The sequence below is a fragment of the Blastococcus sp. SYSU DS0510 genome (genome assembly GCF_054050835.1).
In genome coordinates this window covers 17,483-43,069 of record NZ_JBJHAC010000001.1, presented here as the reverse complement: position 1 = coordinate 43,069, position 25,587 = coordinate 17,483, and the positions used below count along the sequence as shown (strand labels likewise).

General features: G+C 74.6%; 27 protein-coding genes and 1 pseudogene. 18 read left to right on the top strand and 10 right to left on the bottom strand.

What is annotated here, in order from left to right:
* Positions 1-3: 3 nt before the first annotated feature.
* The gene (gene whiG / locus ACI79P_RS00230) at positions 4-804 is read left to right on the top strand and encodes an RNA polymerase sigma factor WhiG (RefSeq protein WP_456579032.1); all 801 of its coding nucleotides are present in this window, start codon (positions 4-6) and stop codon (positions 802-804) included.
* Positions 805-835: 31 nt separating this feature from the next.
* Here the strand turns inward: whiG and ACI79P_RS00225 are convergent, their stop codons facing one another.
* Positions 836-1,450, bottom strand: coding sequence for a DUF4262 domain-containing protein (locus tag ACI79P_RS00225; RefSeq protein ID WP_456579031.1), 615 nt, complete (start codon positions 1,448-1,450; stop codon positions 836-838).
* Between the two features lie 66 nt (positions 1,451-1,516).
* Positions 1,517-2,077 (bottom strand): M23 family metallopeptidase, encoded by a 561-nt coding sequence (locus ACI79P_RS00220; protein ID WP_456579030.1) that lies wholly within the window; start codon positions 2,075-2,077, stop codon positions 1,517-1,519.
* 317 nt (positions 2,078-2,394) lie between these two features.
* Between ACI79P_RS00220 and rpsB the strand changes: the two genes are divergently transcribed.
* From rpsB to ACI79P_RS00195, 5 genes are all read left to right on the top strand, one after another.
* The gene (rpsB, locus tag ACI79P_RS00215) at positions 2,395-3,312 is read left to right on the top strand and encodes a 30S ribosomal protein S2 (protein WP_456579029.1); all 918 of its coding nucleotides are present in this window, start codon (positions 2,395-2,397) and stop codon (positions 3,310-3,312) included.
* Positions 3,313-3,398: 86 nt separating this feature from the next.
* Complete coding sequence (tsf, locus tag ACI79P_RS00210) at positions 3,399-4,214, top strand: translation elongation factor Ts (protein ID WP_456579028.1); 816 nt, start codon at positions 3,399-3,401, stop codon at positions 4,212-4,214.
* Between the two features lie 181 nt (positions 4,215-4,395).
* Positions 4,396-5,169 (top strand): UMP kinase, encoded by a 774-nt coding sequence (gene pyrH, locus ACI79P_RS00205; RefSeq protein ID WP_456579027.1) that lies wholly within the window; start codon positions 4,396-4,398, stop codon positions 5,167-5,169.
* Between the two features lie 70 nt (positions 5,170-5,239).
* Positions 5,240-5,797, top strand: a complete 558-nt coding sequence (gene frr / locus ACI79P_RS00200) for a ribosome recycling factor (protein ID WP_456579026.1) — start codon at positions 5,240-5,242, stop codon at positions 5,795-5,797.
* Between the two features lie 254 nt (positions 5,798-6,051).
* The gene (locus ACI79P_RS00195) at positions 6,052-6,909 is read left to right on the top strand and encodes a phosphatidate cytidylyltransferase (RefSeq protein ID WP_456579025.1); all 858 of its coding nucleotides are present in this window, start codon (positions 6,052-6,054) and stop codon (positions 6,907-6,909) included.
* On the opposite strand, the gene ACI79P_RS00190 is transcribed toward ACI79P_RS00195, so the two are convergent.
* Positions 6,906-8,009: a GNAT family N-acetyltransferase gene (locus ACI79P_RS00190; RefSeq protein ID WP_456579024.1), complete on the bottom strand. Its 1,104-nt coding sequence runs from the start codon at positions 8,007-8,009 to the stop codon at positions 6,906-6,908. The two genes, ACI79P_RS00195 and ACI79P_RS00190, sit on opposite strands and share 4 nt — an antisense overlap.
* Positions 8,010-8,026: 17 nt before the next feature.
* Here ACI79P_RS00190 and ACI79P_RS00185 point away from each other — a divergent pair, with 17 nt between their 5' ends.
* A complete protein-coding gene (locus ACI79P_RS00185; protein WP_456579023.1) occupies positions 8,027-8,677 on the top strand; it encodes a TrmH family RNA methyltransferase in 651 nt (216 codons plus the stop codon).
* On the opposite strand, the gene ACI79P_RS00180 is transcribed toward ACI79P_RS00185, so the two are convergent.
* A complete protein-coding gene (locus ACI79P_RS00180; RefSeq protein WP_456579022.1) occupies positions 8,674-9,450 on the bottom strand; it encodes a polyphosphate kinase 2 family protein in 777 nt (258 codons plus the stop codon). The two genes, ACI79P_RS00185 and ACI79P_RS00180, sit on opposite strands and share 4 nt — an antisense overlap.
* Positions 9,451-9,544: 94 nt before the next feature.
* On the opposite strand from ACI79P_RS00180, the gene rlmN reads away from it, so the two are divergent.
* Positions 9,545-10,723: a 23S rRNA (adenine(2503)-C(2))-methyltransferase RlmN gene (rlmN, locus tag ACI79P_RS00175; RefSeq protein ID WP_456579021.1), complete on the top strand. Its 1,179-nt coding sequence runs from the start codon at positions 9,545-9,547 to the stop codon at positions 10,721-10,723.
* The gene (locus ACI79P_RS00170; RefSeq protein ID WP_456579020.1) at positions 10,720-11,436 is read left to right on the top strand and encodes a VIT1/CCC1 transporter family protein; all 717 of its coding nucleotides are present in this window, start codon (positions 10,720-10,722) and stop codon (positions 11,434-11,436) included. The genes rlmN and ACI79P_RS00170 overlap by 4 nt, the downstream gene beginning before the upstream one ends.
* Before the next feature lie 49 nt (positions 11,437-11,485).
* Here the strand turns inward: ACI79P_RS00170 and ACI79P_RS00165 are convergent, their stop codons facing one another.
* The 3 genes from ACI79P_RS00165 to ACI79P_RS00155 are packed head-to-tail and all read right to left on the bottom strand — an operon-like array spanning position 11,486 to position 13,749.
* Positions 11,486-11,794, bottom strand: coding sequence for a DUF2631 domain-containing protein (locus ACI79P_RS00165; protein ID WP_456579019.1), 309 nt, complete (start codon positions 11,792-11,794; stop codon positions 11,486-11,488).
* 60 nt (positions 11,795-11,854) lie between these two features.
* Positions 11,855-12,838 (bottom strand): LCP family protein, encoded by a 984-nt coding sequence (locus ACI79P_RS00160; RefSeq protein WP_456579018.1) that lies wholly within the window; start codon positions 12,836-12,838, stop codon positions 11,855-11,857.
* A gap of 2 nt (positions 12,839-12,840) precedes the next feature.
* Positions 12,841-13,749, bottom strand: coding sequence for a hypothetical protein (locus ACI79P_RS00155; protein WP_456579017.1), 909 nt, complete (start codon positions 13,747-13,749; stop codon positions 12,841-12,843).
* Positions 13,750-14,021: 272 nt separating this feature from the next.
* On the opposite strand from ACI79P_RS00155, the gene dxr reads away from it, so the two are divergent.
* Both dxr and ACI79P_RS00145 read left to right on the top strand, forming a co-directional pair.
* Complete coding sequence (dxr, locus tag ACI79P_RS00150; RefSeq protein ID WP_456579016.1) at positions 14,022-15,218, top strand: 1-deoxy-D-xylulose-5-phosphate reductoisomerase; 1,197 nt, start codon at positions 14,022-14,024, stop codon at positions 15,216-15,218.
* A 1-nt stretch (position 15,219) separates the two neighbouring features.
* A complete protein-coding gene (locus ACI79P_RS00145) occupies positions 15,220-16,590 on the top strand; it encodes a M50 family metallopeptidase (protein WP_456579280.1) in 1,371 nt (456 codons plus the stop codon).
* On the opposite strand, the gene ACI79P_RS00140 is transcribed toward ACI79P_RS00145, so the two are convergent.
* Positions 16,574-17,479: an EamA family transporter gene (locus ACI79P_RS00140; RefSeq protein WP_456579015.1), complete on the bottom strand. Its 906-nt coding sequence runs from the start codon at positions 17,477-17,479 to the stop codon at positions 16,574-16,576. The genes ACI79P_RS00145 and ACI79P_RS00140 overlap by 17 nt on opposite strands.
* Positions 17,480-17,684: 205 nt before the next feature.
* Here ACI79P_RS00140 and ispG point away from each other — a divergent pair, with 205 nt between their 5' ends.
* The 3 genes from ispG to ACI79P_RS00125 are packed head-to-tail and all read left to right on the top strand — an operon-like array spanning position 17,685 to position 21,611.
* Positions 17,685-18,845, top strand: coding sequence for a flavodoxin-dependent (E)-4-hydroxy-3-methylbut-2-enyl-diphosphate synthase (ispG, locus tag ACI79P_RS00135; RefSeq protein ID WP_456579014.1), 1,161 nt, complete (start codon positions 17,685-17,687; stop codon positions 18,843-18,845).
* A 3-nt stretch (positions 18,846-18,848) separates the two neighbouring features.
* The gene (locus ACI79P_RS00130) at positions 18,849-19,700 is read left to right on the top strand and encodes a GNAT family N-acetyltransferase (protein WP_456579013.1); all 852 of its coding nucleotides are present in this window, start codon (positions 18,849-18,851) and stop codon (positions 19,698-19,700) included.
* Between the two features lie 30 nt (positions 19,701-19,730).
* Positions 19,731-21,611 carry a penicillin-binding transpeptidase domain-containing protein gene (locus ACI79P_RS00125; RefSeq protein WP_456579012.1) on the top strand — a complete coding sequence of 627 codons (1,881 nt, stop codon included), beginning with the start codon at positions 19,731-19,733 and terminating at the stop codon, positions 21,609-21,611.
* A gap of 13 nt (positions 21,612-21,624) precedes the next feature.
* On the opposite strand, the gene ACI79P_RS00120 is transcribed toward ACI79P_RS00125, so the two are convergent.
* Positions 21,625-22,086, bottom strand: a complete 462-nt coding sequence (locus ACI79P_RS00120; RefSeq protein WP_456579011.1) for a ferritin-like domain-containing protein — start codon at positions 22,084-22,086, stop codon at positions 21,625-21,627.
* Between the two features lie 12 nt (positions 22,087-22,098).
* Positions 22,099-22,587, bottom strand: a complete 489-nt coding sequence (locus ACI79P_RS00115) for a twin-arginine translocation signal domain-containing protein (RefSeq protein WP_456579010.1) — start codon at positions 22,585-22,587, stop codon at positions 22,099-22,101.
* A 281-nt stretch (positions 22,588-22,868) separates the two neighbouring features.
* Here ACI79P_RS00115 and rimP point away from each other — a divergent pair, with 281 nt between their 5' ends.
* The 4 genes and pseudogenes from rimP to ACI79P_RS00095 form a co-directional block, all read left to right on the top strand.
* The gene (gene rimP / locus ACI79P_RS00110) at positions 22,869-23,513 is read left to right on the top strand and encodes a ribosome maturation factor RimP (protein ID WP_456579009.1); all 645 of its coding nucleotides are present in this window, start codon (positions 22,869-22,871) and stop codon (positions 23,511-23,513) included.
* Entirely contained in the window at positions 23,510-24,661 is a 1,152-nt protein-coding gene (nusA, locus tag ACI79P_RS00105; RefSeq protein ID WP_456579008.1) for a transcription termination factor NusA, read from the top strand. The genes rimP and nusA overlap by 4 nt, the downstream gene beginning before the upstream one ends.
* Positions 24,662-24,669: 8 nt before the next feature.
* Positions 24,670-25,053 (top strand): YlxR family protein, encoded by a 384-nt coding sequence (locus ACI79P_RS00100; RefSeq protein WP_456579007.1) that lies wholly within the window; start codon positions 24,670-24,672, stop codon positions 25,051-25,053.
* A gap of 61 nt (positions 25,054-25,114) precedes the next feature.
* Positions 25,115-25,258, top strand: a pseudogene (locus ACI79P_RS00095) (translation initiation factor IF-2 N-terminal domain-containing protein); the annotation flags it as partial.
* Between the last annotated feature and the right edge of the window lie 329 nt (positions 25,259-25,587).

The window sequence follows — 25,587 nt, the reverse complement described above, 5'->3', positions numbered from 1 at the left end:
ACCGTGTCTGAGGCAACCATCCGTCGCATCGACGAGTCCGGTGAGGACGCCGATGCCCTGCTGGCCGACCTGTGGGCGCGGTACGTCGAGGGCCGGGACGCCGGCCTGCGCGACCGGCTGATCCTCCACTACGCGCCGCTGGTGAAGTACGTCGCCGGCCGGGTGGGCAGCGGTCTGCCCGCGCACGTCGAGCAGGCCGACCTCATCTCCTACGGGACGTTCGGGCTCATCGACGCGATCACCCGCTACGAGCCCACCCGTGAGGTGAAGTTCGAGAGCTACGCGATGGCGCGCATCCGCGGCGCGATCATCGACGAGCTGCGCAACACCGACTGGATCCCGCGGTCCGTGCGCGTCAAGGCCCGGGCCTTCGAGCGCACCGTCGCCGAGCTCGAGAGCAGGCTGCACCGGACGCCGACCGACGAAGAGGTCGCCGACGCCATGGACATGGACGTCGAGGACATCCGGAAGTTCCTGGGCCAGCTCTCGCTGGTCAACGTGGTCGCCCTCGACGAGCTGCTGACCGACGACGAGGGCGGCTCCCCGCGCCTCGGCGACACCCTGCAGGACCCCAGCGCCCTGGACCCGCAGGCGATGGCGGAACACGGCGAGGCCCGGCAGCTGCTGGCCCGCGCGGTCGAGCAGCTGCCCGAGCGGGAGAAGGTCGTCGTCTCCCTCTACTACTTCGAGGGCCTCACGCTCGCGGACATCGGGCGGGTACTCGGCGTGACCGAGAGCCGGATCTGCCAGCTGCACACCAAGGCGGTCCTGCACCTGCGCACCAAGCTCGCCGACATCGCCTGACCGGCAGCGGCGCTCCGCGGGGGGACAGCGGTCAGTTGCCGGCCGGGTCGTCGTCCGGACGGGGGCCCAGCAGCGGCTGAGTGCCCGGCGGGTTGCGGTGCCCCTCCTGCCAGGGCAGCCGGCCGGTGGAGTCGGGCCAGATGAGCTGCAGCGCGTCCACGGTGCCGTGCAGCTGCTCGATCACGGTGAGCCGCGCGGTCTCCTCGACGCGGAGGAAGACCACGGGGGACTCCTCGTCGGTCAGCGCCGCCGTGGCGGTACCCGGCGCGAAGCGGGCACCGCCCCGGACCGCCTCGCCGACCAGGTTCAGGTACTTCTCCGCGGCGGGGAAGGGCAGCCCCACCACGACCACCTCGGGGTGCTCCCACGCCGCGAGGCCCACCGTGTAGGAGTAGCGCGGCTCGCCGGGCGTGCCGCCACCGTGCAGCACCGCCCACCCGAAGGTGTCGATCACCTGGCGCAGGCCCCCCAGCACCTCGTCGGCGTCCTGCTCTCTCTCGACCGGCCCGCTCTCGACCGGTGGGGCCGCGATCGCCGGGGCCTGGGCGTCGGCCGGCTGCACGTCGGTCGTCCCGGCACCGGCCTGCTCGACACCGGTGGGCTCGCCCGAGCCCGGGTTGGCGGCACGCTTGCGTCGGAATCGCACACCTGGACGGTAGCGCCGGGGTGCCGGGTCGCCCGGGATCCCTGCAGGGACGGTGCGTACGACCTGTCACCGCGCGCTGACTCGGTGTGGTGCACCGTGGGCACTGCCGGCAAGGGGGAGCAGTCGCACCCGCGGGGGCCGGAGCAGCGACATGGGGTCGAGGTAGACCTCGCCGCGGCGCGCCCCCCAGTGCAGGCAGGCGGCGACCGGGCACCCGTCGTGGCCGGCCAGCAGCACGCCCAGAGGAGCTCCACGGACGACGGACCGGCCGGCGCCCATCGACGGCGTCACCGGCTCGTACGTCGTCCGGAGCCCCCCGGCGTGGTCGACGCTGACCACGGGCCGCCCGGCGACCATCCCGGCGAACACGACGACCCCGTCGCCGGCCGCCAGCACCGGGGAGCCGGGAGCGGCTGCCAGGTCGACCCCGCGGTGCCCGGGCCCGTACCGGTGCGGAGGTGGCTCGAACGGGCGGGTGACCACCGGCTCCCCGGGCAGGGGAGCGCTCCAGAGCGGCTCCGGTCGGGACGGCCCGGCGGTGGTCGGCGACGCCGTGGCGGGGACGACGCCGGCCAGGACGAGCAGACCGATGAACAGGGCGGCCAGCGGACGGGCGCGTAGGGGCATCCCCCGATGCTGGTCGCGGGCGGCGTGCTGGGGGACGGGCGGCCGGGTCGTGTGGAGGCCCGTACCGGCTGTGGACGGGCCTCCGACCGGCGCGACGAGGGTGCCGGTGGACGACGCGTATGCTGTCCGGTGCGGCCCGTGCGAGCGGGTCGACTTCGCGCGTCCTCTTCCCGCCGATCGGCGGGGCAGTCGCCACCTCGGTCCCGGCCCAGCCGGGTGAGTGGCGCCGCAGGACGTCAGGGCGTGCACCACCCGGTGCCCGCGACAACCGGAATCCGCGCGGCCTCGGTCGCGCGCGAGAGCAGAGAGGCTGCGATATGGCAGTCGTCAGCATGAAGCAGCTGCTCGACAGCGGCGTCCACTTCGGGCACCAGACCCGTCGCTGGAACCCGAAGATGAAGCGCTTCATCTTCACCGAGCGCAACGGCATCTACATCATCGACCTGCAGCAGACGCTCGGGTACATCGACTCGGCGTACGAGTTCGTCAAGCAGACGGTCGCCCACGGCGGCTCGATCCTGTTCGTCGGCACCAAGCGCCAGGCGCAGGAGGTCGTCGCCGAGCAGGCGACGCGGGTCGGCATGCCCTACGTCAACCAGCGCTGGCTGGGCGGCATGCTCACCAACTTCCAGACGGTCCACAAGCGCCTCCAGCGCCTCAAGGAGCTCGAGGACATGGAGCAGACCGGCGTGCTGGTCAGCCTCTCCAAGAAGGAGCAGCTGGTCCTCAGCCGGGAGAAGGCCAAGCTCGAGCGCTCGCTCGGCGGTATCCGCGACATGCAGAAGGTGCCCAGCGCCATCTGGATCGTGGACACCAAGAAGGAACACATCGCCGTCGGCGAGGCCCGCAAGCTCAACATCCCGGTCGTCGCGATCCTCGACACCAACTGCGACCCCGACGAGGTCGACTACAAGATCCCGGGCAACGACGACGCGATCCGCAGCATCACCGTGCTGACCCGGGTCATCGCCGACGCCGTCGCCGAGGGCCTCATGGCCCGCTCCGCCGCGCAGGCGAACGCCGGGCGCGAGGACGGCGAGCCCGCCGTCGGCGCCGGCGAGCCGCTCGCCGACTGGGAGCGCGAGCTGCTCACCGGTGGCACCGCCGACGAGCAGGCCGCCGCCACGCCGCTGCCCGAGACCCCCGCGCAGCCGGCCGACGTCACCGTCGGCGAGGTCGCCCCGGTCGAGGGCGTCCCCGCCACCACCGGTGGCAAGGAGACCCCCGAGGTCTGATCGACCGCCGCCGTCCCCACCGCAACGGCGGTGGGGGCGGCGCTGCCGCGGTTCCCCACATCTTCGACACACCCAGAGGAAGTGACATGGCTGAGTTCACCGCGGCCGACGTCAAGCGTCTCCGCGACGCCACCGGCGCCGGCATGATGGACTGCAAGAAGGCCCTCACCGAGGCCGACGGCGACTACGACAAGGCCGTCGAGCTGCTGCGGGTCAAGGGCGCCAAGGACGTCGGCAAGCGTCTCGAGCGCTCCACCACGAACGGCATCGTCGTCAGCAAGGACGGCGCGCTGCTCGAGCTGGACTGCGAGACCGACTTCGTCGCCAAGAACGCCGACTTCATCGCGCTGGCCGAGCGTCTGCTCCAGATCGGCCTGACGAACAAGGCCTCCGACGCCGAGAGCCTGCTCACCAGCGAGGTCGACGGCCAGACCGTGGCCGCGCTCGTCGAGGGCGAGTCCGCCCGCATCGGCGAGAAGCTGGTCCTGAGCCGGTTCGCCGCGTTCGAGGGCACCACCGCCACCTACCTGCACAAGCGGGCCACCGACCTGCCCCCGGCCATCGGTGTCGCCGTGCAGTACTCCGGTGGCAGCGAGGACGCCGCCCGCAGCCTGGCGATGCACATCGCCGCTGCACGGCCGCGCTACCTCACCCGTGAGGAGGTCCCGGCCGAGGCGGTCGAGACCGAGCGCCGCGTGGCCGAGCAGACCGCGAAGGAGGAGGGCAAGCCCGAGCAGGCGATCTCCAAGATCGTCGAGGGGCGGGTCAACGCCTACTACAAGGACTTCGTCCTCCTCGAGCAGCCGTCGATCACCGAGCCCAAGCGCACGGTCAAGCAGATCGTCGACGAGGCCGGCCTGACCGTGGAGCGCTTCGCGCGCTTCGAGGTCGGCCAGGCGTAACGAGCCGTACAGCAGAGGACCCCGCGTCCCCATTCGGCCCCGGTGCAGGGGCCCGCGCCGAGCGTGGGGGGAGCGGGGTCCTTTGCTGTGCGGACGCCCTCGCTCGGCAGGAGCGGGGCACCCGGATGCGGCAGGATCACTCCACCGACAGCACCCATCGACTCCACCCAGGGATGAACCGTTGACCGACACCACCACCGCGCCGCTGTCCGCCCCCACCGCCTTCCAGCCGGCCGACGGGGACGGCTACAAGCGCGTGCTGCTCAAGCTCTCCGGTGAGTCCTTCGGCGGCGGCAAGGTCGGCGTCGACGCCGACATCGTCAAGGGGATCGCGGAGCAGCTCGCCGAGGTCGTCTCCCGGGGCACCCAGGTCGCCGTCGTCATGGGCGGCGGCAACTTCTTCCGCGGCGCGGAGCTCTCCCAGGCCGGCATGGACCGCACCAAGGCCGACTACATGGGCATGCTCGGCACGGTCATGAACTGCCTGGCGCTGCAGGACTTCTGCGAGAAGGCGGGGCTGGAGACCCGGGTGCAGTCGGCCATCACGATGGGCCAGGTCGCCGAGCCCTACATCCCGCGCAAGGCGATCCGGCACCTGGAGAAGGGCCGGCTGGTCATCTTCGGCGCCGGCGCCGGCATGCCGTACTTCTCCACCGACACCGTCGCCGCCCAGCGGGCGCTGGAGATCGAGTGCCAGGTGCTGCTCATGGGCAAGAACGGTGTCGACGGCGTCTACGACGACGACCCCCGCACCAACCCCGACGCCGTCATGTACGACGACCTCGACTACGCGACCGTGCTGGCCAAGCAGCTCAAGGTCGCCGACGCGACGGCGATCAGCCTCTGCATGGACAACGCGATGCCGATCGTCGTGTTCGACCTGCTGCGCGACGGCAACATCGCCCGCGCGACCGCAGGTGAGAAGATCGGCACGTTGATCAGCCAGCCGGCGTGACGCCGGCTGCACCGATCGGGCACAGACGAGGACGCCGGCGGAACGAGAACCGCCGCAGGAGGGACACCCCGTGATCGACGACACCCTGCTCGACGCCGAGGAGCGGATGGACAAGGCCCTCTCGGTGGCGCGCGAGGACCTGGGCTCGGTCCGCACCGGCCGCGCCACGCCCTCGATGTTCAGCAAGATCATGGTCGACTACTACGGCGCCTACACCCCGGTGCCCCAGATGGCCTCGATCACCGTGCCCGAGGCGCGGATGGCGGTCATCAAGCCCTACGACATGTCGCAGCTGACGGCCATCGAGAGGGCCATCCGCGACAGCGACCTGGGTGTCAACCCGACCAACGACGGCCAGATCCTGCGCGTGGTGTTCCCGCAGCTCACCGAGGAGCGCCGTCGCGACCTGGTGAAGCAGGCCCGCGCCAAGGGCGAGGACGCGAAGGTGGCGCTCCGCAACATCCGCCGCCGCGCGAAGGAGGAGCTCGACCGAATCGCCAAGGACGGCGAGGCCGGCGAGGACGACGTGCGCCGCGCGGAGAAGGAGCTCGACGACCTCACCGCCCAGCACGTCGCGCACGTCGACGAGGCGATGAAGAACAAGGAGACCGAGCTCCTCGAGGTCTGACCTCCACTTCGGCCGCCGCTCCGATGACACCTCCCCCCGCCGACCGCCCGGGCTCCCTGCGCCCGGGGGGTCAGTCCTACCCGCGGGTGGGTGACCGGGGGTCGGGCGGGCGCCGGCGCGACGGCGATACCGGGCCGGTGCCGGTCGCGGCGTCCCGCCCGCTCCCGCCGCTCCCGTCCCGCTCGCCGCTTCCGGTCCCCGACGAACCCGGGCCGAGCCCCGATGCCGCCGACGACGTCCCCACGGCCACGGCCATGCCGCTGCCCGAGGCGGTCGCCCAGCTGCCCACCACGGAGCAGCCGGTGAGCCGCGCCGGCCGGAACCTGCGCGCGGCCATCGGCGTCGGCGTCGGGCTGGTCGCGGTCATCGTCGTGTCACTGTTCGTCTGGCGCCCGGCGTTCCTCGGGGTGCTCGTCGCGGCGATCCTCGTCGCCGTCGTGGAGCTCACCCGCGCCCTGGGCAAGGGCGGGTACTCCGCGCCGCTCGTGCCGCTGCTCGTCGGCGCCTTCGCCATGGAGGCGCTCGCCTGGACGCGCGGCCCCACCGGCCTGCTCACCGGCTTCCTCCTGACCGCCCTGGCGGTGCTCCTGTGGCGACTGGCCGCCGGCCCGGTCGGCTACCGGCGGGACGCGGCCGCCGGCGTCCTGGTCGCGCTCTACGTCCCGCTGCTGGCCGGCTTCGCCGTCCTCCTGCTGGTGCCCGAGGACGGCGCCGTGCGGGTGCTGGCCTTCATCGCCACGGTCATCGCCAGCGACGTCGGGGGTTACGCCGCCGGGGTGCTGTTCGGCAAGCACCCGATGGCGCCCTCGATTAGCCCCAAGAAGTCGTGGGAGGGCATGGCCGGGTCCGTGCTCGCCTGCATGCTGATGGCCACGCCGATCCTGGTGCTCGGCCTCGGCGCACCCTGGTGGGGCGGGCTGGTCTTCGGGGCCGCGATCGCCGTCTCGGCGACCGTGGGGGATCTCGCCGAGTCGCTCATCAAGCGCGACCTCGGCATCAAGGACATGGGGAACCTGCTGCCCGGTCACGGCGGCATCATGGACCGGCTGGACTCGCTGCTTCCGTCCGCGGCGGCGGCCTACCTGCTCCTGGCGGTCCTCGCGCCCGTCTAGGGCTCCCGGTCGACGGACCAGGTCGTCCCCAGCTCCGCGAACCCGCGCCGGGCGTACCAGTGCCGCGGCCAGTCGTCGCCCGCGGCCTCCAGCACGACCAGGTCGCAGCCGGCCTCGGTGGCGAGCTCGAGCACCCGGGCGAGCACCGCGTCGCCGTACCCGCGCCCGCGGGCGTCCGGATCGGTCATCACCGACTCCACGGCCGCGGTGGCGCCGTCCACCCGCAGCTCCGCGGCGGCCACCACCCGGCCGTCCTCCTGCACCACCACGTCGGTCACCGCGACCACCCGGTCGTTGAGCTGCTCCCGGCCGATGAGCTGCCGCACCACCGGGTCCAGCCGGTCGCCGAGGGCGGCGAGGTCGCGGCGCCAGCCCCGGTCCCACAGGCCGTGGACCTCCCGCTGGTCGACCACCTCGGCCCGCACGACCGCGGCCGGCACGGCGAGCGCCGTGGGGCGGCCCATGAGCACGAGCTCCTCGGCGGTCCAGCCGCGGGCGGCGAGCTCGGCGGCGACCGACGCGGCGCCGGGCCAGGTCAGGAGTGCTGCCAGGTGCGGCCACCCGGCGTTGCCACCGACCTCCTCGGCGGAGGCCTCGACGGTCGCCGCGTCGACCGGCCCGGTGAGGACCAGCCGGTTGTTGTCCCGGGAGTGCGGGACGTCCGGGTCCAGCACCGCCACGCCACCCGGTACGTCCCCCACGCCGACGGCCCGCCGGACCGGCACCGAGGCGTAGAGCGCCACCGCGCGGGCGAGGGCGTCGCCCGGTGCGGGCAGCGCGAGCGGCGCCGGCGGCCGGTAGGGGACGACCGCCACGACCGATGACGCCGGCAGCGGGCCGTGGAGGTGCGGGAACAGCGTCCCCGCCGGGTCGTCAGGATGCCCGGGGTCCCACCGCACCGGGTGGGGGAGCCGTGCGGGGTCGACGACGAGCAGCGCCAGGTCACGGCGGCCGGGGAACAGCCGCTGCGCGGGCAGGTGCACCTGCTCCGGCGTCGAGAGGTGCACGAAGCCCTCCGCCGCCGGGGCGATCGCGCCCCTGCCCAGGGCGGCGCGCCACGCGGCCGGCTCGACCAGGTGCACGAGGACGTCGTCGGTCACCCTGCGATCCTCCCTGGGTGCACGAGGACGAGCAGCCCGGCCCCACCGACTGGGGCGCGACGGTCGGCGTGGGCCCGTGGGCGGGGCCGTGGCCGGACGACCCCCGCTACGACCCGCAGCTGCTCGCCGAGGGCGACCGGCGCAACGTCGTCGACCGGTACCGCTACTGGACGGTCGAGGCGATCGTCGCCGACCTCGACCGGCGCCGGCACCCCTTCCACGTCGCCATCGAGAACTTCGGCCACGACCTGAACATCGGCACGGTGGTGCGCACCGCCAACGCCTTCCTCGCCGCCGAGGTGCACGTGGTGGGCCGGCGACGGTGGAACCGTCGCGGCGCCATGGTCACCGACCGGTACCAGCACCTGCGCCACCACGACGACGTCGGCGGGCTGCTGGCGTTCGCGGCGGAGCGGGCGCTCGCCGTCGTCGCCGTCGACAACGGGCCCGGCGCCGTCCCCCTGGAGACCGCCGAGCTGCCGGAGCGCTGCGTGCTGCTGTTCGGCCAGGAGGGGCCGGGGCTCACGGAGGAGGCGCGGGCCGGGGCGGCCCTGACGGTCTCGATCGCCCAGTTCGGCTCGACGCGCTCGATCAACGCCGGCGTCGCCGCGGGCATCGCCATGCACACCTGGGTACGCCGGCACGCCGACCTGGGGGCCGCGCGCTAGTCCTGATCCCCGGTCAGCGGCGGGTCGGGGTCGATGCCGCGGGCGTGCAGCGCCGCCTCGACCGCCTCGCAGACCGTCCGGACGACGGCGACCCGGGCCCACCGCTTGTCGTCGGCGGGGATCACGTGCCACGGCGCCTCGGGGGTGTCGGTGCGCTCGAGCATCTCCTCGACCGCCGCCTCGTACTCGCCGCGCTTCTCCCGGTTGCGCCAGTCCTCGTCGGTGAGCTTCCAGGCCTTGTACGGGTTCGCGCGGCGCGACTCGAAGCGGTGCAGCTGCTCCTCGGGGGAGACGTGCATCCAGAACTTCACCAGCACCGTGCCCTCGGCGGCCAGCGAGGTCTCCAGGTCCACGATCTCCTGGTAGGCCCGGCGCCACGCCTCCTCCTCGGCGAAGCCCTCCACCCGCTCGACCAGCACCCGGCCGTACCAGGAGCGGTCGAGCACGGCCATACCGCCCCAGCCCGGCAGCACCGGCCAGAACCGCCACAGGAAGTGGTGCCGTTTCTCGTCGGGGGTGGGGGCGGCGAACTGCGCCACGCGCACGTGCCGCGGGTCGAGCTCGCCGACCAGCCGCTGGATCGCCCCGCCCTTGCCCGAGGCGTCCCAGCCCTCGAAGAGCACCAGCAGCGGCGGGCCGAGCTCGCCGGGCCCGATCTGGCCGCCGAGCAGCAGGCGCAGGTGCACCAGCCGCTCCTGGGCGGCGGCGAGCTGCTTCTTGGCCCCCTTCTTGTCCAGGTGGAGGCTCAGGTCGACGTCGTCCAGCCTGCTCATGCACCCGGAGACTGCCAGGGATCCGGCCCGTCCGCGTGAGTTGCCTCTCCGGACCGGGTCCCCGGCCCGGGGGAGTGGGACGATGGGGAGCGCCATGACTGCCCTCCCCCTGGTCTTCGACGCCCCCCGCCGCGGCAAGCCCCCGCGCCACCTCGCCGACCTCACCCGCGAGGAGGCCCGCGCGGCGGTGGTCGAGCTCGGCCAGCCGGCCTTCCGCGCCGACCAGCTCGCCCGGCACTTCTACCGCGGGGTCACCGACCCGGCCGAGATGACCGACATCCCGGCCGCCGTCCGCGAGACGCTGCGCGAGGCGCTGCTGCCCGGCCTGCTCACCGTGGTCCGCCACCAGACGGCGGACAACGGCCGCACCCGCAAGACCCTCTGGCGGCTGCACGACGGCGCCCTGGTGGAGAGCGTGCTCATGCGCTACCCCGACCGCGCCACCGTCTGCATCTCCAGCCAGGCCGGCTGCGGCATGGCCTGCCCGTTCTGCGCCACCGGCCAGGCCGGCCTGACCCGCAACCTGTCCGCCGCCGAGATCATCGGGCAGGCGGTGGCGGCGTCGGCGGCGATGGCGAACGGCGAGATCGCCGGCGGGCCCGGGCGGCTCTCCAACGTGGTCTTCATGGGCATGGGGGAGCCGCTGGCCAACTACGCCCGCGTGCGGGCCACCCTCGACGCGCTGCTCGGCGCCGCCCCCTACGGGCTGGGCCTCTCGCAGCGGTCGGTGACGGTCTCCACCGTCGGCCTGGTGCCGGCCATCCGGCGGCTCACCGAAGAGGGGCGCAACGTCACCCTCGCGGTGAGCCTGCACGCCCCCGACGACGAGCTGCGCGACACCCTGGTGCCGATCAACACGCGCTGGAAGGTCGGCGAGGTCGTCGACGCCGCCGACGCCTACGCGCAGCGCACCGGGCGCCGCTACTCGGTGGAGTACGCGCTCATCCGCGACGTCAACGACCAGCCGTTCCGCGCCGACCTGCTCGGCAAGCTGCTGGCCGGGAAGCTCGCGCACGTGAACCTCATCCCGCTCAACCCCACGCCGGGCAGCCCCTGGGACGCCAGCCCGCTCCCCGCCCAGCGGGAGTTCGTCGCCCGGCTGCGGGCGGCCGGCGTCGCCACCACGGTGCGCGACACCCGCGGGCAGGACATCGACGGCGCCTGCGGGCAGCTCGCCGCCGCCGACCGGGTCGAGGGCGTGCCCGCGGTGGCGCTGCCCACGCCGTCCGCCGAGGCGCCTGTCCCGCTCGGCGCGGAGGCCGACCAGGCGTGAGCACGGCGCCGCGCGAGGCCGAGGCGCACGAGCACACCCACGCCGACGTCTCCGGTGGCTGGCTGCGGGCCGCCGTCTTCGGGGCCATGGACGGCCTGGTCACCAACACTGCGCTCGTCGCCGGCGTCGCGGGCGGGGGTGCCGCCCCCCGTGCCATCGTGCTGGCCGGTGTCGCCAGCCTCGTCGCCGGCGCGGTGTCGATGGCGCTCGGCGAGTACACCTCGGTGAAGACGCAGAACGAGCAGCTCGACCTCGAGGTCGAGAAGGAGCGGCGCGAGCTGACCCGCAACCCCGCCGGCGAGCTCGCGGAGCTGACCGCGATGCTGCAGGACCGCGGGGTGGACGCCCGGCTGGCCCGGCAGGTCGCCGTCCAGCTCTCGGCGGACCCGGAGGTCGCGCTGCGGTTGCACGTGCTGGCCGAGCTCGGCGTGAGCACCGACGACCGGCCCTCGCCACGGGTCGCCGCGGTCTCGTCGTTCCTGACCTTCGGCACCGGTGCCGTGCTGCCGTTGCTGCCGTACTTCCTCGGCGTGCCGGTCCTCTGGGTCGCCCTGCTCAGCGGCGGGCTGGGGCTGCTGCTGGCCGGTGCCCTCTCCTCGCGCTTCACCCCGCGGCCGTGGTGGTACGCCGGTCTGCGCCAGCTCCTGTTCGGGGCGGCCGCGGCCGGGGTGACCTACCTGATCGGCGCGGCGATCGGGGTCGCGGTCACCTGAGCGGCCGCCGGGCGTCGCCCGGGGCCGCGTGCAGGGGTGCGGAGCCGGTCTAGCGGCTGCGCCAGGAGTTCTTCCGGCGGCGCCAGTCCATGAACAGCACCAGCGCGCCCAGGGCGGTGAGGGCGAGGACCCAGACGTGCCCGGTGCTGATCAACGGCTCGTTGCCGGCCAGCATGAGCAGGAGGAAGCCCAAGGCGACGACGGCGCCGATCCGGCCCCAGGCGCCGGTCTCGCCGTGCCAGCCCCAGTCCTGGGGCTCCTCGTGCTCGACGGGGTGCTCGCCGGCGCGGACGACGGCCTCTTCACGGCCGGGCTGGTTGACCCGCTGGGTCGACGGGGAGTGCAGTGCCTCGGTCACCCGACCATTCTGGCAGGAGCCGGCGCGCTCCACGCTCCGAGGTGGTGGCCCGGCGGGTCGTCAGCCGTCGCAGGAGAGCCCGGCGCCCGCGACGGCGGCGGTGGTCGCGGCCGTCGGGAGGCGGGTCAGCCCGTCCCCCACCGGGTCGCCCACGGGCAGCACGGAGACCTCGCCGACGTCGGAGAGGGCCAGGTCGAGCAGGTCGGCCACCGAGGTGCCGGGATCGACGGCGACGGCGCCCGAGGCGGTCCAGATGACCGACTGCAGCAGCCAGGGGCGTGCGGCCGACGCCCGCACCTGGGTGGCCAGCGCGGCGAGGACGTCGCCGGCCGCGTCCGCCCGCGCATCCGGGTCGACGGCAGCGGGGGCCCAGGCGCCGTCCACCAGGTGCTGCGGGTGGCGGGAGCGGACCATGGCCAGCGCGGTCGTCCCGTCGACGTGGGTACGCCCAGCGGTCTCCAGCAGCAACCCCGCAGCGGGGTCGCGGACCGGCCGGGGGACGTCCACGCGCAGCCCGCCGACCGCGTCGACGACCGCGGCGAAACCGGCGAGGTCGACGCTCACCAGGTGGTCGGTGGGGATGCCGAGGGCGCAGAGCGCGTCCACCGTGGCCTGGGGGCCGTCGAGCCAGGTCAGGGCGAGCCGGTCGACGCTGCGGCCGTGCAGGACGAGGACGTCGCGGGGGACGGAGAACACCGTGGTCCCGGCGTCCGTTCGGTGCACGACCAGGACGACGTCCGCACGGCTGCCCGGCACCGCCTCGATCGTGCCGAAGTCACGCGCGTCGGTTCCCTGGGGCAGCCGCTCGCGTGAGTCCACGCCGACGAGGACCCAGGTCCGGCCGTCGGCGGCCCCGGAGCCGTTCGCCAGGTCGGCATCCAGGCGCTCGACCCGCGCCGCGACCGCGACGACGTCGACGGCGACGACCCCGAGGAGCGCGAGCAGCGCCACCAGCACCGCCGGCAGCCGCCGTCGGGCCCCGGAACGCGCCGGAAGCCGGCCAGGGGTTCCCTGGCCGGCTTCCGGGTCGTGCGGAGAGGTCATGCTCAGACCTGCGAGGCCCCCGCGCGGCGACGGGAGAGGGCCAGCGCGCCGCCACCCGCGACGAGCAGGCCGGCGCCGAGGGCCAGCGGCAGGCCAACGCTGGCACCGGTGTAGGCCAGGCTGCCGGTGCTGCTCGTGGCGGCCGCCACCTGCAGGGACTCCTGGAAGTAGGTGCCCTGGTCGCCCTCGAGCACCAGCGTGTGGGTGCCCGCGGTCGTGCCCGCGGGAAGCGTGAACTCGGCGGTGACGACGCCCTCGGCGGTCGCGGTGAAGGTGCCGATCGTGGTCGGGGTCGAGTGCATGGTCAGCGTGACCTTCTCGAAGGGCTGGAAGCCCTTGTAGACCTTGACGACCTTCTGGCCGAGGACGGCGTCCTTCGTGGTGGCACCCGTGGTCTGGGCGGCGACCCCGGGGGTGTTCGCCGAGGTGCCGCGGATGGCGCCGGGAACCGGGGCGTCGGTCTTCGGCGCGGCCGGCGGCGGGGTGGGAGTGGTCGTGGCGGGCGCGGTGACGTCGACCCGGACCAGCGGGTAGAACTGCTCCTCCTCCGCGCCGAGGTACACGTTCAGGCAGGAGATGTCGAGGAAGTGCTCGCCGGTGTCGCCGACCGGGAAGAAGACCTCGGCGCTCCAGGTGCCATCGTTGTCGGGCTCGGCGGCGAAGACGACCTCCTCGGGCTTCTGCGAGCCGCTGTCGGTGATGATGCCGATGGTCGCCCCGAAGTCCTCGTCGCGGGTGAAGCAGCCGATGCCGCTGACCGTGAACTTCTCCCCGGCGACGACGGTGCCGGGTGCGTTCACGGCGGGGAGCTCTGCGGCGAGGGCGGCGGGCGCGAAGGCCATGCCGAGGGAGACCGTGGCGACGGCGAAGCCGGTGGCGGCGGCGACGCGCTTGGTGGTGCGGTGCGACATGGCGAGCTCCGATGGTCGGGGGCCCGGATCTCCGAGCCGTCGCGGTGAGTATCGGCACGCAGCGGGGCCAGATGTAGCGGATAGACGACGACACGCCGCTCGACCTGCAGATCCTCGTCGATCCACACCTGTCCGAGGCGCTCGAGCGCGGCGCCTAGATCCGAAACTGCCCAACTCCGATGCGGCTGATGGCGTAACTTGCCGTTCCGCCAGGCGGGGGCCGAGGCGGCCTGTGGGGCGGCCGGTGGCGGGGGGCTTGGCAGGATGCCCGCATGAGCGAGCCGCGCGAGGTCACCGTCCTGGGCTCCACCGGCTCCATCGGCCGCCAGGCGCTGGCGGTCGCCGCGCAGAACCCCGACCGGCTGCGGATCACCGGCCTGGCCGCCGGGGGAGGAGACGTCGCGCTGCTGGCGGAGCAGGCGCTGGCGCTGGGGGTGCGGACGGTCGCCGTCGCGCGAGCGACCGCCGCCCAGGACCTGCAGTTGGCCTTCTACACCGCGGCGCAGCAGCGCGGCTGGGCGAAGGGGGAGTTCGCGCTGCCGGAGATCCTGGCCGGCCCGCGCGCCGCCGAGGAGCTCGCTGCCCGCCCGGCCGACGTCGTCCTCAACGGGATCACCGGCTCGATCGGCCTGGGGCCCACGCTGTCGGCGCTGCGGGCCGGGCGCACCGTCGCCCTGGCCAACAAGGAGTCGCTCGTGGCCGGTGGTGACCTGGTGCTGGCCGCCGCCGCCCCCGGTCAGCTGGTGCCGGTCGACTCCGAGCACTCCGCGCTCGCACAGTGCCTGCGCGGCGGCTCGCGGGCCGAGGTCGCCCGGCTGGTGCTCACCGCGAGCGGAGGGCCCTTCCGCGGCCGGACGGCCGCCGAGCTCGCGGAGGTCACCGTCGAGCAGGCGCTCGCCCACCCGACCTGGGCGATGGGGCCCGTCGTCACCATCAACTCGGCGACGCTCGTGAACAAGGGGCTGGAGCTGATCGAGGCCCACCTGCTCTTCGGCGTCCCCTACGCCGACATCGACGTCGTCGTGCACCCGCAGTCGATCGTGCACTCCATGGTCACCTTCTCCGACGGCGCGACGATCGCGCAGGCCAGCCCGCCGGACATGCGGCTGCCCATCGCCCTGGGGCTGGCGTGGCCCGACCGGCTGCCGGTCGTGCAGCCGGCGCTGGACTGGTCGGCAGCGAGCACCTGGGAGTTCCTGCCGCTCGACGAGGAGGCCTTCCCCGCTGTGCGGCTGGCCCGCGCGGCGGGGGAGGCCGGCGGCGTGGTCCCGGCCATGTACAACGCCGCGAACGAGGAGGCGGTCGCCGCGTTCACGGCGGGTCGGCTCTCGTTCCCAGGGATCGTCCAGCTCGTCGCGCGTACCCTCGACGCCGCGCCGGACCTCGGCGCCCCCACCTGCGTCGAGGACGTCCTGGCGGCGGAGAAGTGGGCCCGGGAGCACGCCCGGGGTGTGATCGGCGGAGGCTGAGCTGAGCGGATTCCTGCTGACGATCCTGGGGATCGTCCTGTTCGCCCTCGGCCTGATGTTCTCCATCGCCTTCCACGAGGCCGGGCACTTCTACTGGGCCCGGAAGTTCGGCATGCGGGTGCCGCAGTTCATGGTCGGCTTCGGGCCCACCGTCTTCTCCCGGCGCCGCGGCGAGACCGAGTACGGCATCAAGGCCGTCCCGCTCGGGGGCTACATCCGCATCGTCGGCATGATCCCGCCGGCCGAGGAGAACGAGAGCAAGCGCGCCACGCGCATGCGCAGCTTCATCGCCGAGGTGCGCGGGCAGGCGCTCAACGACGTCCGGCCCAGCGACGGCGACCGCGTCTTCTACAAGAAGCCCTGGTGGCAGCGGGTCGTCGTGATGTTCGCGGGGCCGTTCCACAACCTGGTGCTCGCCGTCATCTTCTTCGCGGTCGTGCTGATGGGCTTCGGCATCCCGGAGATCACCACGACGATCCGCCAGGTGCCCGACTGCGTCCTCCCCGCCGGCGCCGCGAGCGCCGGTGCCGAGGACCCCTGCTCGATCCCCATCACGTCCGAGGGGGAGCTGTGCGAGGCCGGCGCCGCGGGCTGCGCCCTGCCGGCACGCAGCCCCGCCGCGCGGGCCGGCCTGCAGCCGGGCGACACCGTGCTCGCGCTCGACGGCGAGCCCGTCTCGCAGGAGACCGACGTGGGCTGGCAGCAGGTGCAGGACGCGATCCGCACCAGCGCCGACGAGCCGGTGGTCTTCACCGTCGAGCGCGACGGGGAGCGGCGCGACCTCACCGTCACCCCGATCGAGAACGTCGTCTACGCCGACGAGGAGGGCGAGGCGACGCAGGTCGTCGGCTTCGTCGGCATCAGCCCGCTGCAGCGCGAGGTGCGCCAGCCGCTGAGCGAGGTGCCGGGTCACTTCGGCGACATCCTGGTGCGGTCGGTGGATCGGCTGGTGGAGATCCCGGAGCGGGTGCCGCAGCTGTTCCGCGCGGCGTTCCTCGGCGAGGAGCGCGACCCGCTCGGCCCGATCGGCGTGGTCGGCGTCAGCCGCATCTCCGGTGAGGTCTTCGCCCTGGACCAGCTCTCGCCGGTGCAGAAGATCGGCTACTTCATCCAGCTGCTGGCCGGGCTGAACCTGGTGCTGTTCCTGTTCAACCTGCTGCCGATCTACCCGCTCGACGGGGGCCACGTGGCCGGCGCGCTGTACGAGAAGGCGCGCTCGACGGTCGCGCGGCTCCGGGGGCGGCCCGATCCCGGGCCGTTCGACATCGCCCGGCTGATGCCGGTGGCCTACGCCGTCGCAGGCCTCTTCCTGGGGCTCTCGCTGCTGCTGCTGATCGCGGACGTGGTCAACCCGGTCAGGCTGGCTGGGTGATCGGCGCGGCCGGCGTCGCGGCACCGCGGGCCGGCCGGGAGGCGACGAGCACGCCGCCCACCACCAGGACGCCGGCGACCAGCTCCACCGGGTCCAGCACCTCGCCGAACGCCAGCCACGACGCGAGCACGCCGACCACCGGCACGAGCATGGAGAACGGCGCCACCACGTTCGACGGGTGCCGGGAGAGCAGCGTGTTCCAGATGCCGTAGCCGACCAGCGTGGCGACGACGACGACGTAGAGCAGCCCCAGCACCGCCGGCAGCGCCTCGGCCGTCGCAGCGGTCGCCAGCGAGCGCACGATCCGGTCGGGCCCCTCGACGGCCAGCGCGAGCACCAGCATCGGCACGGGCGGGATCGCCGCCGTCCAGAGCGTCAGGTGGAACGCGTTCGGCGCCTGGGCCCGGCGGCTGCAGACGTTGCCGATCGCCCAGCCGAGCGCCCCGCAGAGGGTGAGGACGACGGGCAGCCACGCGGCCGTCTGCGCCCGGTGCACCGCGATCGCGGCGAGACCGAGGACGGCGAGCACCACCCCGCCGAGCTGCCGGGCGGACAGCCGCTCGTGCAGCCAGACCCCGGCGATCAGGACGGTGAACGGCGCCGACGCCTGCAGCACCAGGGAGGCCAGGCCGCTGGGCATGCCGGCGGCCATCCCGGCGTAGAGGAAGGCGAACTGCAGGATCCCGATGCCCACCCCGACGCCGATCAGCCAGCGCAGGGGGACGGCCGGCCGGGGGATCAGCAGGAGCGCGGGCAGCCCCACGAGCGCGAAGCGCAGCGCGACCATGAACAGCGGCGGGAACTGCTCGAGGGCGAGGGCCGTGGCCGGGAAGTTGAGCCCCCAGCACACCGCGACGAAGCAGGCGAGGAGGCGGTCGCGGAGCGGCACACCGCGAGCCTGCGGTCGACGCTCGTGAAGGACAAGCGCACGGTCGTGGACGGTGGTTGCAGGGGCCCTTCGTGGTCGGCGACCCCGGCGGGCTGTGGCAGCGGGTGGACCCCGCGTACCCAGCCCGAGGCGCCGGCGCACGCCCTGCGCCCTGCGGACGTGCACGTCACAGCGGCCCGGCCGTCCGGCGGGGGATACTGGGGACATGGCGATCCCCGTCGGCCTCGGCATGCCCGCTGCCCCTCCGCCCGTGCTGGCCCCGCGTCGGAAGACCCGGCAGCTGGACGTCGGCGGTGTCGGTGTCGGCAGCGACTTCCCGGTCAGCGTGCAGTCGATGTGCACGACGAAGACCGCGGACATCAACGCGACGCTCCAGCAGATCGCCGAGCTGACGGCGTCGGGCTGCCAGATCGTGCGGGTCGCGGTGCCCGACACCGACGACGCCGAGGCGCTGCCGATCATCGCGAAGAAGTCGCAGATCCCGGTCATCGCCGACATCCACTTCCAGCCGCGGTACGTGTTCGCCGCGATCGACGCCGGCTGCGCCGCCGTCCGCGTGAACCCCGGCAACATCAAGAAGTTCGACGACAAGGTCGGCGAGATCGCCCGGGCGGCCAAGGGCGCCGGCATCCCGATCCGGATCGGCGTCAACGCCGGCTCGCTGGACAAGCGGCTGCTCGCCAAGTACGGCAAGGCGACTCCGGAGGCGCTGGTCGAGTCCGCGCTGTGGGAGTGCTCGCTGTTCGAGGAGCACGACTTCCGGGACATCAAGATCTCGGTCAAGCACAACGACCCGGTGGTCATGGTGCGCGCCTACGAGCTGCTGGCCGCGCAGTGCGACTACCCGCTGCACCTCGGCGTCACCGAGGCCGGGCCCGCCTTCCAGGGCACGATCAAGTCCGCCGTCGCGTTCGGCGCCCTGCTGAGCAAGGGCATCGGCGACACCATCCGGGTGTCCCTCTCGGCCCCGCCGGCGGAGGAGGTGAAGGTCGGCAACCAGATCCTGGAGTCGCTGAACCTCAAGCAGCGCGGCCTGGAGATCGTCAGCTGCCCCTCCTGCGGGCGCGCCCAGGTCGACGTCTACAAGCTCGCCGACGAGGTCACCGCCGGCCTCGAGGGCATGGAGGTGCCGCTGCGGGTGGCCGTCATGGGGTGCGTCGTCAACGGCCCCGGTGAGGCCCGCGAGGCCGACCTCGGGGTGGCGTCCGGCAACGGCAAGGGGCAGATCTTCGTCAAGGGCGAGGTCGTGAAGACCGTGCCCGAGTCGCAGATCGTCGAGACCCTCATCGAGGAGGCCATGCGGATCGCCGGCGAGCACGTCGACGCCGGTGAGCCCTCCGGGCCGCCGGTCGTCTCCGTCAGCTGACCCGTGCTCCGTACGCCTGCCGCCCGCGTCCTCGACGAGGCCGACGAGCCGGCCGTGCACCGGCTGCTCGCGACCGACCCCGTCGCGGCCTGCGTGATCGCCGGCCGGGTCGAGGCCTCGGGTACGGCGGCGGTCTCGCTGGGCGCCCCGCTCTGGGGCATCGGCAGCGGCCGGGAGCTGGACGCGGTCTGCCTGGCCGGCGCGAACCTCATCCCCTTCGCGCTGCCCGGGAGCGAGCGCGCCGCCGCCGTCGCCTTCGCCGAGCGGGCCCGCCGGGCCGGGCGCCGCTGCTCCACCATCGTGGGCCCCTCCGCCGCCGTGGCGCCGCTGTGGGACCTGCTGGCGCCCTCGTGGGGGCCGCCCCGCGACCACCGGCCCCGGCAGCCGCTCATGGCGATCGACGGTCCGCCTGCCGTCGCCCCCGAGCCGCGGGTGCGGCCGGTGCGCCCCGGGGAGCTCGACGTGCTGCTCCCGGCCGCGGTCGCGATGTTCACCGAGGAGGTCGGCGTGAGCCCGCTGCGGGTCGACGGCGGCGCCGGCTACCGCGCACGGGTCGACGAGCTGGTGCGGGCCGGCCAGTCGCTGGCCTGGATCGAGGACGGGCGGGTCCTGTTCAAGGCCGAGATCGGCGCGGCCTGCCGGGCCGCGTGCCAGGTGCAGGGCGTCTGGGTCGCGCCGGCGCTGCGCGGCCAGGGCATCGGCACGGCCTGCACCGCCGCGGTCGTCGAGTACGCCCGCGCGGTCATCGCCCCGGTGGTCAGCCTCTACGTCAACGACTACAACGCGCGGGCCCGCGCCTCCTACCGCCGGGTGGGTTTCCGCGAGGTCGGCGAGTACGCCAGCGTCCTGTTCTGAACCGTCGCTCCCGTCTGGGAACCTGTGTGGGTGCGCACCCGCCAGGCCCCCGCTCTGCTGATCCCGATCCTGCTGGCCGTCCCGGTGCTGGCCGGCTGCTCGGGCAGCGAGGACGACGTTCGCGCGGCGGCGGAGGCCTTCCTCGAGGACTGGACGGCGGGTGACCTCAGCGCCGCGGCCGGTGCCACGACCGACCCCGCCGCCGCCACCGCGCTGCTCGAGCAGACCGCCGCCGACCTCCCCGGCGCGGCCCTGACCGCCGAGATCGGCGAGGTGGCCGTCGGCGACGGCGCCGCCACCGTCGGCTGGACCGCCACCTGGGACCTGGAGGCGGCGCCGGAGTGGAGCTACGAGGGCACCCTGCGGCTGCGCGAGGGTGACGACGCGTGGCAGGTGGTCGCCGAACCGGCGGTCGTCCACCCCGAGCTGGGCGAGGGGCAGCACCTGGAACTGGACCGGCAGCTGCCCGAGCGGGCGGCGATCACCGATGCCTCCGGTGCCCCGCTGTTCACGCCGACCGAGGTGGTCCGGGTGGGCGTCGACCCGGCCCAGGTGACCGACCTGCCGGCGCTGGCGGCGGCGCTCTCGGCGGCGACCGGCGTCGCCGCCGAGGAGATCGTCGCCGACGTGCAGGCCGCGCCGGAGGGGCAGTTCGTGCCGGTCATCGACCTGCGCCGGCCGCAGTTCGAGCAGATCCGCGGCCAGGTGTTCGACCTGCCCGGCGCCGTCTTCCCGACCGAGACCCGGTCGCTGGCGCCCTCGTCGAGGTTCGCCGTCGCGCTGCTGGGCCGGGTCGGCGCGGCGACGGCGGAGCTCCTGGAGGAGACGGCGGTCGACGGGGAGCCCCGCTACGCCGCCGGAGACCAGCTGGGGCTGTCCGGGCTGCAGCGGGCCTACCAGGAGCAGTTGACCGGGACCGCCGGCTTCACCGTCGAGGTGGCCGGTACGGAGGAGGGGTCCGGCCGGGAGATCGCCTCCGTGCCGCCCGTCGCGGGGGAGCCGGTGCGGACGCCGCTCGTCCCGGCCATCCAGACCGCCGCCGAGGCCGCCGTCGCCGCCCAGCCCCTGCCCGCCCACCTCGTCGTCGTCCGCCCCGGGACCGGCGAGATCCTCGCGGTGGCCTCGAACGAGGCGGCCAACCCCGCCAACGCGCTCACCGGGCAGTTCCCGCCGGGGTCCAGCATGAAGGCGGTGACGGCGACCGCGCTGCTGGACCAGGGCGGACTCACCCCGCAGACACCGGTGCCCTGCCCGGCGACAACGGTCGTCGAAGGGCGCGAGTTCGAGAACCAGGACCAGTTCGACCTCGGCACGGTGCCCTTCACCGAGGCCTTCGCGCAGTCCTGCAACACCACGTTCATCCAGCAGGGCCTGCAGCTGCCGGACGCCGCGCTGGCCGAGGCGGCGGCCGCCTACGGCGTCGGCACCGACTGGGACCTGCCGGTCGACGTCTTCAGCGGCAGCGTCCCGGGCGACAGCACCGGGACGACGAAGGCGGCGAACGCGATCGGGCAGGGGCAGGTACTCATGAGCCCCGCCCAGCTGGCCCTGGTCGCCGCGGGCATCGCCGGGGGCACCCCGGTGGCTCCGGTCGAGGTCGTGGGCGCCGAGGCGGCGGGGCCGGTGCCCAGCGGCCCGGCCGCCGGGGTGCTCGACGGCCTGCGGCCCATGATGCGCCAGGTCGTGCTGTCGGGGACCGCGCAGGCGCTGGCCGACCGCGGCGAGGTCTACGGGAAGACGGGCACGGCCGAGTTCGGCACGGCCAGCCCGCCGGAGTCGCACGGCTGGTTCATGGGCTACCAGCTGGCCGGCCCGCAGGGGGACATCGCCTTCGCGACCCTCGTCGAGGCCGGGCAGTCCAGCAGCGCCGCGGTCGCCGTCACCGACGCCTTCCTCGGCAACCTGGGCTGACCTCGGCCCCGGCCTACCCCGCGGAGAGCCCCGGGAGGGCGCTCGTCACGGGGCTCAGGCCCGCGGCCTGGCGCCACGCGACGGCCCGCACCTCGGCGGCGGTGAGCGCCTCCATGGCCAGCGCGCGCGTGGTCCGCTCCACCGCCCGGTCCAGGACCCGCACCCAGGCGGCGGCGACGCCCTCCTCCAGGACGGCGGCGAGCGCTGCGGCGTCCACCGGCGACAGCACCGGGAAGGGCAGCGCGTACCCGGGCTCGGGCAGCGCCGGATCGGCTCCGCGCTCGCCGAGGAGGGTGGTCACCCGGTCCCGCACCTGGCGGTGACCCGTCTCGGCGGTCGCGGCCGCGCCACGCTGCTCCGGCGGCAGCGCGGCCCCGACCACGCCGTAGCCCCACACCGCGGCGTGCTCGGCGGCGAGCGCGGCATCCAGCGCGGCGTCCTCGGCGGAGGTGGCGGTGGTGTCCTCGTCAGCCATGGCCGTCCTCCGTCATGCCAGTCGTGCCTCGTGCCCGCGCAGCCCCGCGGCGATGGAGCCCATGAGGGCGGCCCGCGCACCGGCCTGGCCCAGCGCCGCGGCGGCGTGGGAGGTGGCCGCGACGGCGACCTGCGCCCGCAGCCAGGCCTGCCCCTCCCCGGGCGGGGGCGCGTCCGCCGGCGGGGCGGCCGAGGGGCTGCTGCCGGGCGCCGCCGCGCGCAGCCGGTCCAGCTGCTCGGCCGCCTGGTCGGCGAGGACGCCGACCGCCGCGGCGAGCGCGGGATCGGCGGCGAAGGCCAGCTCGTAGGCCCGGACCAGGGTCTCCTGGACGCCGACCTGCGCGGCCAGCTCGTCGGCCTGCGCGCTGGTCACGGTGTCGCGCTCCTCCACCGCGGGAGAGGAGGTGCACCCGGTGGCCACGGCGGCGACGCCGGCGGCGGAGGCCACCAGCAGGGTCCGGCGCGTGAGCGTCCGCGGGCCGGGACGGGGGGTGGAAGACATCACCCCCATCCTCGCAGCCGCCGGCCCCCGCAGCCGGTCCTCCGGTCGGACGGGCGTGCCGCGTGGACGTGAGGTGCACCGCACCCGCCGTGCCCGCCGGTGGGCGCACCACCCGGCCGGTCCCGTCCGGCCGCCCCGCGCCGGGCCGGGGTGCCGGTGCGGGCGGTAGCCTGAGCACTTCCCCTCGACACCGGGCCCGGCCAGCGACGCAGGTCCGCGGCGCCGGGCCGCAGAACTGCGCGCACGGCACCGTGCCGCCGACCGAGCCTGAGGAGGCCAGCGTGTCCGCCTCTCGCGGAACCCAGCGGAGCGATCCCGCCACCGACCGGCTGACCGGCTGGATCCACCCGGTCGTCACCGAGGCGGGGTACGACCTCGAGGAGCTCGTCGTCACCCCCGCCGGCCGGCGCAGCGTCGTCCGCGTCGTCGTCGACCGCGATGCGGGGATCACCCTCGACGACATCGCCGAGGTCAGCCGGGCGGTCTCCGACGTGCTGGACCGCAACGACGACGGCATGGGCCGCACCCCCTACGTGCTGGAGGTGACCAGCCCCGGGGTCGACCGCCCGCTCACCGAGCCGCGCCACTGGCGTCGGAACTCCGGACGGCTCGTGGTGGTCGCGGTCGGTGCCGCCGGGGCGGCCGAGCAGCTCACCGGGCGGATCACCGAGGTCGACGGCGACGGCGTCACGCTGGCCGTCGAGGCCAAGGGCAAGCCGGGGGCGAAGAAGCGTCCGCCGCAGCCGCGCCGCGTGCCCTGGGCCGAGCTGGGCGCGGGGCGGGTGCAGGTCGAGTTCGGCCGGGCCGACTCCCACGCCGACGACAGCACCGACGAGATCGCGGGCGACACCGCGGAGCACGACGCCGACGAGCGCGACGACCTGGACCAGGCCGCGCTCGCGGACGACGACGGAGGAGAGAAGTGAACATCGACGTCACCGCGCTCAAGGCGGTGGAGCGGGAGAAGGGCATCCCGGTCGACACGGTCATCGAGGCGCTCGAGACCGCCCTGGTGACCGCCTACCGGCACGCCGACGGGGCGGCCAAGCACGTGCGCGTGCACGTGGACCGCAAGAGCGGCGAGGTCGCCGTCCTGGCGCAGGAGATCGGCCCCGACGGCGAGGTCGTCCGCGAGTGGGACGACACCCCCTCGGACTTCGGCCGGATCGCCGCGAGCACCGCCAAGCAGGTGATCGTCCAGCGGCTGCGCGACGCCGAGCACGAGCAGACCTTCGGCGAGTACGCCGGCAAGGAAGGCGACATCGTCAGCGGCATCGTCCAGGCCGACCAGCGGCGCAACGCCAGCGGCATCGTGATGATCGACATCGGCAAGGTCGAGGCCGTGCTGCCCTCCGCCGAGCAGGTGCCGGGGGAGTCCTACCCGCACGGCAGCCGGATCAAGGCCTACGTCGTCGCGGTCTCCCGCACCTACCGGGGCCCGCAGGTCACCGTGTCGCGGACCCACCCGAACCTGGTCCGCAAGCTGTTCGCGCTCGAGGTCCCGGAGATCGCCGACGGCAGCGTCGAGATCGTCGCGGTCGCCCGCGAGGCGGGGCACCGCACGAAGATCGCGGTGCGCACCTCCGTCCCCGGGTTGAACGCCAAGGGCTCCTGCATCGGGCCGATGGGCCAGCGGGTGCGCAACGTCATGAGCGAGCTGCACGGCGAGAAGATCGACATCGTCGACTGGTCGGAGGACCCGGCGTCCTTCGTGGCCTCCGCGCTCAGCCCGGCCCGGGTGTCCAGCGCCCAGCTCGTCGACCCGCAGGCCAAGGCGGTCCGCGTCGTCGTCCCCGACTACCAGCTGTCGCTGGCCATCGGCAAGGAGGGGCAGAACGCCCGCCTGGCCGCGCGGCTGACCGGCTGCCGGATCGACATCCGCAGCGACGCCCAGGACGAGGACGCCGGCGCAACCCCCTCGCCGGGGGTGGGCCGCCCGCCGCTGCGCTCCGGCCTGCCGCCTCACCCGGGCGGGGGGCGCGGCGGGGCTCCGGGGTCCCGCGCGCAGGCTCCCGCGGGCGGTCCGCGCTCGGCTCCACGCCGCGCGGAACACCGCGGGCCGGCCACGCGCTAGAGTGACGGGTGGCCGAAAAGTCGGATCCGGTCCGCACCTGCGTGGGGTGCCGGAAGCGAACCTCGGTCGATGACCTGCTGCGCGTGGTCGTCGTGGACGGGAACCTGGTTCCCGATCCGCGGCGGCGGCTCCCCGGTCGCGGTGCCTCGCTGCACCCGACGGCGGAGTGCCTGCGCGCAGCGGAGCGACGCCGGGCCTTCCCGCGGGCGCTGCGCACCAGCGCCCCCGTGGAGGTCGGTCCGCTCCGGGCCCACGTCCTGGGCGCCTCCGCGGAGGTCGCCGGGGCCGGGCCGGGAGAGGGCGACAGCACTGCACAGTCGGGTCGGCACCAGGCCGGTCCGCACGTCGACAGGACACCGTCGGATGACTCAGCCGTGAAGTTCTCACGATGACCATGCGCCACTAACGACGAGGTCGAGCGGGCAAGCCGCCGGCCTCACCAAGAGGAGACCCGTGCCAGGCAAAGCCCGCGTACACGAACTCGCCAAGGAGTTCGGTGTCGACAGCAAGACCGTGCTCGCCAAGCTCAAGGAGCAGGGCGAGTTCGTGAAGTCCGCGTCCTCCACCGTCGAGGCCCCCGTGGCCCGGCGGCTGCGCGAGGCGCTCGGCGCCGCCACCGGCGGCGGCAACGACGGGGCCGCTGCCCCGCGCCCGAGCGCGCCCGCTCCCCGTCCCGCCGCTCCGGCGCCGCAGGCCGCCCCGCAGGCCCCTGCTGCTCCGCAGGCCCCGGCGGCGTCGGCCCCGTCCCGCCCGGCCGCTCCCGGACCCCGTCCGGGTCCGCGCCCCGCGGCGCCCGCCCCGCAGGCCCCGGCCGCCCAGGCCCCGGCTCCGCAGGCCCCGGCTCCGCAGGCCCCGGCTCCGCAGGCCCCGGCTCCGCAGGCCCCGGCCGCACAGGCCCCGGCCGCGCAGGCTCCTGGGGCCCCGGT